This window comes from Methylohalomonas lacus, assembly GCF_024808875.1.
GTDB lineage: Bacteria > Pseudomonadota > Gammaproteobacteria > Methylohalomonadales > Methylohalomonadaceae > Methylohalomonas > Methylohalomonas lacus.
In genome coordinates this window covers 23,581-31,459 of the sequence record NZ_JANUCT010000025.1, presented here as the reverse complement: position 1 = coordinate 31,459, position 7,879 = coordinate 23,581, and the positions used below count along the sequence as shown (strand labels likewise).

The 7,879-nt window shown below is 56.9% G+C and carries 3 protein-coding genes; 2 read left to right on the top strand and 1 reads right to left on the bottom strand.

The window, feature by feature from the left end:
• The first annotated feature begins 25 nt into the window (after positions 1 to 25).
• Both J2T55_RS12685 and J2T55_RS12680 read left to right on the top strand, forming a co-directional pair.
• Entirely contained in the window at positions 26 to 4,708 is a 4,683-nt protein-coding gene (locus tag J2T55_RS12685) for a beta strand repeat-containing protein (protein WP_259057640.1), read from the top strand.
• Positions 4,709 to 4,929: 221 nt separating this feature from the next.
• Entirely contained in the window at positions 4,930 to 6,627 is a 1,698-nt protein-coding gene (locus J2T55_RS12680; RefSeq protein WP_259057638.1) for a ShlB/FhaC/HecB family hemolysin secretion/activation protein, read from the top strand.
• Here J2T55_RS12680 and J2T55_RS12675 read toward each other — a convergent pair.
• Positions 6,617 to 7,879 (bottom strand): cytochrome P450, encoded by a 1,263-nt coding sequence (locus J2T55_RS12675; protein WP_259057635.1) that lies wholly within the window; start codon positions 7,877 to 7,879, stop codon positions 6,617 to 6,619. The two genes, J2T55_RS12680 and J2T55_RS12675, sit on opposite strands and share 11 nt — an antisense overlap.

Below are 7,879 nucleotides of genomic sequence, written 5' to 3'. Positions count from 1 at the left end.
TCTGGTAGTGAATGCTCGACAGAGCGTGTCTACCACCGGCTATGGTCCGGGTGGTGACACGGCCGGTTCGGTGATCCAGTCGGCCGGTGATCAGGATATCAACATCCTGGGTGCCAATACCACTGGTGATCTGGATATTGACGGCGGTACCGTCGCGGACAGCGCCGCAATCATCAGCATGAACGCAGGCGACAGGGCTCAGACCATTGGCGTAGCCGATAGCATCACCATGGACGGCGGCACGGCTGATAATGCCTTTGCCTTGGTCAATTCCGACAACACGCAGACGATCGACAATGGCAGCGGCGGTGTTACGGACGGTAACTTGGTGCTGACAGGCGGCAGCGCGGGTTCAAACGTCCACGCTACCATCCAGGCGACCAGTACTCAGGACATTCGGATTGGTACGGGCGTTCAGGTGCTGGGCGGCAGCTCCGGCGGGAATGATGACCATGCCGTTATCTACGGCGATGCCATGCAAACGCTGCTGGTGGACAGCGGCGGCCTGACCATCAGCGGCAACGCGGGTAACACCTCGGTTGCCATCGGCGAATACAACTTCGGTGCCGGCATCGTGGCGGACACAGCGGGTGCCCAGAGCATTACCGTCAATGCGGGCGGCCTGTATATGAACGGTGGCACCGCCAGTGATGCCGCCGCGGTAATCAATCAGGCTATCGGCGACAGCCAGACCATCGACATCACTGGTACGACAACGCTGGATGGCGGCTCGGCCTCAGACACGTTCGCCCTGATCGATGGCACTGGTGCCCAGGATATCGACAGCAGTGATGCCATGACCCTGACCGGCGGCACGGCCAATGATGACGACTTCGCCGGTATCGTCGGCAACGCCCAGCAGGACATTCTGTTGGTCAACGGCGGGCTGACGCTGAATGGTAATGGCGGCACGACCGACACTATTACCTTCGGAGATTACAACTTCGGCGCCGGCATTGTGGCGGACACGGCAGGTACGCAGAACATCACTATTAACAATGGTGGTGGCCTGGATCTGAACGGCGGTTCGGCGACCAATGCGGGCGCGGTCATCCAGCAGGCTGTGGTGGCTTACCAGACGCTGGACATCGATGGCACGACGACGCTGGACGGCGGCAGTGCTGCGGGCACGTTCGCGCTGATAGACGGCACGGGCGCGCAGGACATCGACAGCACGCTGGCGATGACGCTAACGGGTGGTACGGCCAACAATGATGACTTCGCGGCCATCGTCGGTAATGCCCAGCAGGATATTACCGTTGATTCGGGTTATCTGACGCTGGACGGTGCTGACGGTACGACGAACACGCTCACATTCGGTGATTACAACTTCGGTGCCGGTATTGTGGCTGATACCGCTGGTACGCAAACCATAACGGTGAGCGACGGCGGCGTGGATCTGAATGGTGGCAGCAGCACCAATGCGGGTGCGGTCATCAACCAGGCTGTCGCGGCCCAGCAGACCATTACCACGATGGGCGGCATTGGCTTTATCTACCTGGATGGCGGTTTCACCAATGGCTTGGCTGATGGTACCTATGCGGTGATTGATAGTGCTGGTAACCAGACCATCAGCAGCAGTCAGGCTATGACCCTTACAGGTGGTGGCACGGTTGCTGATGACGACTTCGCAGCCATCATTGGTAATGCGCAACAGGACATCATGGTTAACAGTGGTGATCTGACCATTGATGCTAGCCAGGGCAGTAGTACCGTCGCTTACGGCAGTAACCAGCTGGGTGCCGGTATTGTCGCCGATGCGACAGGTGCCGGCGGTACGCAGACAATCACAATTGTCGACGGTAGCCTTGATATGGATGCCGGTAGCGAGGCATTCGGCGCTGCTGTTATCGAGCAAGCCGATGCCGCTGCACAGGATCTGAATGTGTCAGACAGCGTGGCCCTGAATGGCGGCTCGGCGGATGACGCCTTTGCCATCATTGATTCGGCGGGTACCCAGACACTGGATGATGGTGCGGGTAATCCGATCGCCGGTAGCCTGACGCTCACCGGTGGTAGCGCGGGTGACCGCGTGCATGCGACGGTCCAGGCGACCGATACCCAGACCTTGCTGATTGGCACAGGCATAGACGTACTGGGCGGCAGTTCCAGTGGTACAGACGATTACGCCCTGATCCAGGGTGGTGCCGCGCAGACTATCAGCACTCAGAGTGGTGGCCTGGAGATCAGCGGCAACCAGGGTGATACCTCGGGAATTATTGCTGGATTTGACTTTGGTGCCGGCATTGTGGCTGACACGGCAGGTGCGCAGACCATAACCGTGAATGCTGACGGTCTTGATATGAATGGTGGCAGTGTTTCCAACTCGGGCGCACTTATCAATCAGGCCGCCACTAATACCCAGACGGTCAACATTACCGGTGCGACCTCTCTTAATGGCGGCACGGGTAGTAACAGCTTCGCTTTGATTACCGGTGACGGGGATCAGTTTATCGATGTCAGTACTGATCTATTGCTGCAGGGTGGCTCCGGAGCAGACGCTGCAGCGATTCTGGAAGCCAGCGATACCCAAGACATCACCGTTGGTGGCAATGCCCAGTTGCTGGCGGACACTGATCCCGGTAACGGCGGTAGCTATGCCGAGATCGGTGCTGGTTCCACACAGACCATTGCGGTCCAGGGTAGCCAGGGTCTAACCCTGACCGGTGGCAGTGGCGCGAATGACTACGCCTATATCTATGGTAGCGACCAAGATATTGATGTCACCGGCGGCGACTTGCTGATCACCGGCGGTACAGGTGGCACTTCAGATACCACGTCCGGTATCGCAGGATTCGGTACGACGCAGACCATTGATGTCGCCGGGAACATTACTCTGACTGGCGTTGCCGGCAATTACACACCGGGGAGCTATGCTAGCAGCGCATTCATTGAGGCTAACGTAGATACCCAGAGCGTCATGGCGGGCAACAATATTTCGCTGACCGGTGGGACTGGGTCTGAATCCCGAGCTCTGATAGAGATGAGCAGAGGAACCGGCGATCAGGTGGTGACCAGCACCAATGGTTCAATAACCTTGGATGATGGGACGGGCACCGATGCCGATGCGATTATCGCCTCCGCCAATACCCAGACCGTCAACGCAACCAGCGGCCAGCTCGACATGATCGGTGATGACGGCGCCCAGTCCCTGATTGAAAGCGCCGCAACCACCGAGCTCAATATCGGCGGCGGTACATGGACCGGTGCGGCCAACCTGACCGCGGGCACCTCGGCGACGATCAATAATACAGGTGCCATCGAGATCGACGAGTCGGTTGGTTTTGACGGCATCGTGACGACGCCGACGCTGATCTTCAGCGGTGGCACCGGCCTGGTCGGTGATACGGACGGGGCGGTCGGCGGAGCCGATACGCGCCTGAATACCGATGTCGATACCATCGAGTTCGACGCTGTAGCCGGCAAGACCGTCAATATCAGCGAGACCGACGATGTGGCCCTGCAGGGCACCGTCGGCACCCTGGACCTGATTACCGATAATGCCGGTGATATCACGGACGGTACGGCAGCGTTCAATGCGAACAATGCCACGCTGCAGACGGCGGACGGTAATATCGATCTCAGCGGCCAGACCAACGGAGTGCAGAACTTCCGCGGCGTCAATGCGCAGGGCGGCAGTTTCAACTATACCGGTGGTCGCGATACGGTCTTTGCCAATCGCGCGGTCTCGGCCGAAGTTCTGGCGGGTTCGGGTATTTACACCGACAACGGCATCAGCATCGATACGACCGGCTTTGAGAGCCGCTTTACGGCCAATGTTGTCGAGGTCGGCGGCACCGGTAACATTGATGTGACGGCTGACAGTATCGTGCTGGCGGCCCAGTCTGCCTCGGTGGGTGGTACAGGGCCTTCCGGTAGCGATGGTCGAGTCATCACCGCCGACGGTACCCAGACCTATAATGGTCCGGTGGTGTTGGCGAAAAATACCAGGATCAGTGCAACTGATGCCGGCAATGGTTCTGACGTTGTGGACTTCAACGATACCCTCGATGGCCCCGGCGGTCTGGTCATTGGCTCGACGCCGAACTTCAACGGCTTTATCGGTGACACCACACCGCTGGCTTACTTGGTCCTGAACTCGACCACGAGCAACTTCAACCAGGAAGACGCGGGAACGGATGGTGCCTATACGGCCAACATTGCCGGTGACTTCATCAACAACGGCACCATGATCCTGAACGGTCCGGAAGGGAACTACACCTTCATCGTTGACAGCGGCTTCGTTGGTGCCGGTCCGTCGGTCTTCGAAGGCGGTACCATGAACCTGCAGAACAGCACCATCACCGTCTATGGTGCCACGCAGGGCCAGGTCTCCGGATCCGCCATTCCGGACAGTCAGGTTTTCAATGCCTGGACCGGTGGTCCCCAGTTCACCCAGCTTGTTGACTTTGCGCCAGGCACGATCTTCTTCAAGGCGCCGCCGCCGCAGGGTGAAATCAAGAGCGAGAAGAACCTGCGCGACGATGATGAGGGCGATATTCTCATTGCCTATGAGGATGGAGGCATGAATAGCATGCGCCAGGATGGTGAAGAAACCGCGGGTCGCCTGACACAGGACGTGGCCTATTCCAGTTACTCGCTGATTCAGCCTTATGCAGAAGACTACTACTTCTTTGGCATGAAGACGCAGGCACCGGCTGAAGGCCTTATGCCGAGTCAGCTCATTGAAAGAGCATCAGCGAATTGATTATGGATATTCAAGAGACCGGAATCGTGCCGACCCAGAAAAACGAACAAGTCACCGTCCACGGAATGAATATCGTGAAAAGCATGCCAGCTTCGCTCCAGTCAAAACGGAATCATCCTCGCGCCCGCTCCGGTCTGGCCAGAGGCGGCGTCGTAGCCGTGCTTTTGGCAAGTCTGTCGTTGAACGTCGCTGCGCAAGATGCTGAAAAGGTCGCGCCCAGGATGCCTGATGACAGCGATATCATTACCGGCGCCAATCCGGATCGGCCCGGTCCGGTACGTCCCACGCGGGAAGTAACCGAGGAGGAAGGCGACCGCAAGCAATTGCTGGATGAATTGCAGGGGCTGGTGTTTGTTTCGTCCATGGACCAGGTGAACGAAGCCGGCGTCAGTGACGTTGAGGGCGTTGAAGCCCGTACCGACGACATTCTGACGACCCCGGCTTTCAGGGACGTTGTATCCGAATATCTTGGTCAGCCGGTCAGCCTGCTGTCACTCAAGAAGCTTAATCGTGATGTCGTCAGCTTCTATGCCAATAATGATTATCCGGTCGTGGATGTCGTCATTCCGGAACAGGACATTACTGGCGGTGTTGTACATCTGGTCGTGGTCAAGGGGCAGCTGGGCCAGGTTCGGGCTGAAGGTAACGAGTATTTTTCGGATGAATTGTTGACTTCCAAGATTCGTACCGATGAAGGCGAAGTTCTGCGCGAAAAATCGATCCTCTCGAATGTTCGCTGGATGAACCGTAATCCCTTCAGGCATACGGACCTCGTTTATACCCGTGGCCAGGACCAGGGCGAGACCGATGTGCTCCTGCGCACCCGGGACCGATTCCCCCTGCGTGTCTATACAGGGTACGAGGATTCAGGCAACCGCCAGACCGGCGAGGATCGCTGGATAGCCGGTTTCAACTGGGGCAATGTCTTCGGACTGGACCACCAGCTGAATTACCAGTTTACCTTTAACGATAATACAAACCTGTTTCGCGCCCATTCGGCCAGCTACATCATTCCATTACCCTGGCAGCATGAACTGTCCTTCTTTGGAAGCCATGCGGATACCCGGGTCAAGGAGGGCGCGCTCGGCCCGAATACCCAGGATCTGAACCTGGAAGGTGAAAGTTCACAGATCAGTGCCCGCTATACGATTCCCTTGCCGGAATTCAAGGCCTTCGAAGGCTATACGCACGAAGTGGCGCTTGGGTATGACTACAAGACCACGAACAATAACCTCGAATTCGGTGGTTTCGAGGTTCTCGACAACGATGTCGATATCAGCCAGTTCGTAGCGACCTATTCAGCCTCCCAGCCGGACCAGTGGGGTCGCACCACGTTAACCACCGACTTCATCCACAGTCCCGGTGGCATGATGTCCAATAACGAAGATGAGAATTTTCAGGCTTTTGATGACTTTGCAGACGCCGACTATTCCTATGCCCGCCTGGAACTGCAGCGGATTCAGAAGCTGCCGAAGGACTTCAGTCTGTTTGGTCGTCTGACCGCCCAGTGGTCGTCCGACAATCTGCTCGGTAGTGAACAGTTGGGTGGTGGTGGCTACCGCACAGTGCGCGGTTACGAGGAGCGCGTCATTAACGGTGACGAGGGTTACATCACCAATCTCGAGTTGCGCAGTCCCTCCATCAGTTTGCTGAAGTATGCCGGCCATGATACCTACAATGACCAACTTCAGTTCCTGCTGTTCTGGGACTATGCCAGCCTGGCCGAGAATGAGGTCGCCGCCGATCAGCAGAAAAGCTACACCATCTCCAGCGTCGGCCCGGGCCTGCGCTATTCCATCCCGCCTTACCTGAGTGTACGGCTCGATTATGGCTGGCAGCTGAAGGATCTGGACATCAACAATGGCGTGAATCGTTCACGCGACTCCCGCGTCCATCTGGGTGTTATTCTCAGTTACTGAGCTGAATACCTGATCGTTCCAGATTCCGGATTTCTGGAAGTGCGCTGTCGACAGGGCGCATGGCAAGCCCGTAGTCGATGTCAGCATGATCATGATTGTTGCTGATTGTGTAATTGAGCAGCAGCGCACGCGTACCTTCCCTGAGTTCCTGTCGGGCCAGCCGCGCACCGCCGCACATGCGGCTGCCCTGAAAAAAGGGAATAAATGCATTTTTATCGTAGCTATTGTGCATAAATTCAGATCTATGCGGATCGAACTGGCACGGCCGGGACCAGTAATCGGGATGCCGGTGTGCACCAATGATGGATACCAGTATGATCTGTCCGCTTCTCAGCGTGACGCCACCGACATTGAAGTCGCGAGCCAGCTCGCGCACCACGAAAGGCACCGGCGGATAAAAGCGTAGGGTTTCACTGATGAAACCATCCAGAATGGCGGGCGTCGGGTCGTTTTTGAGTGCCTCCCTGATGTTTGCCTGTGCCTCCGGGTAGGCTGCAAGCTGGCAGGTTATCCATAGCAGGGTCGAAACCGTCGTTTCGATACCCGCGAAAAGGTTCATCAGGTATTCCTCGTTCGCCCGAAACGAAGGCTGCGCCTGCATCTCGTCATTGAATTGTTGCCGCAGCCTTTGCAGGCCCGGTTCATCCAGCATGTAACCATCGATAGCTTCCAGCAGATCTTCCGCCTCTGAATGCAAGGCGGCTTGTACACCAGACTGCATGGGAATCCATGAATAAAACTGCAGGCGTAAAAGTAAGTTTCGGATTCTATCGAACAGAATGATCAGACGATCCGGTTCATTTAATGTAGCGCCGAGTGCCTCATGAAATACGCCGATCGAGGCATTCAGAAACAGATAGGGCAGCCTGCCGGATGCTGCATTGGCGCAGCTTCCAAGCGCTGCTTCGTATTGCTGGCGTATGTGCTGCAAGCGATCGGAGCGACCGGCATCCATATACTGCTTCTGGGTCAGGGCGCTTCGCAGCCGCCACTGCTCGCCGTTGGCATTGAAACGGCTTATTCCCAACATATTGATATTATTGTAGTTTTTTATGAAAATTTCCGGCTGTCGGGCGATTTGGGCAATAGGCTCGGGATGGCCTATTACCGGCAGTTCGCTGACGCCACCGGCAAGCTTGAGTCGAATTGAGCCCGGTTTATCATGGCTCTGCGGCTGCTCGGCGAGCCTGTATAGCGACTGGATCAGGTTACGGAGAAAGGCTCTGGTATTGTCGTTGTTGGTTTGGCTCAT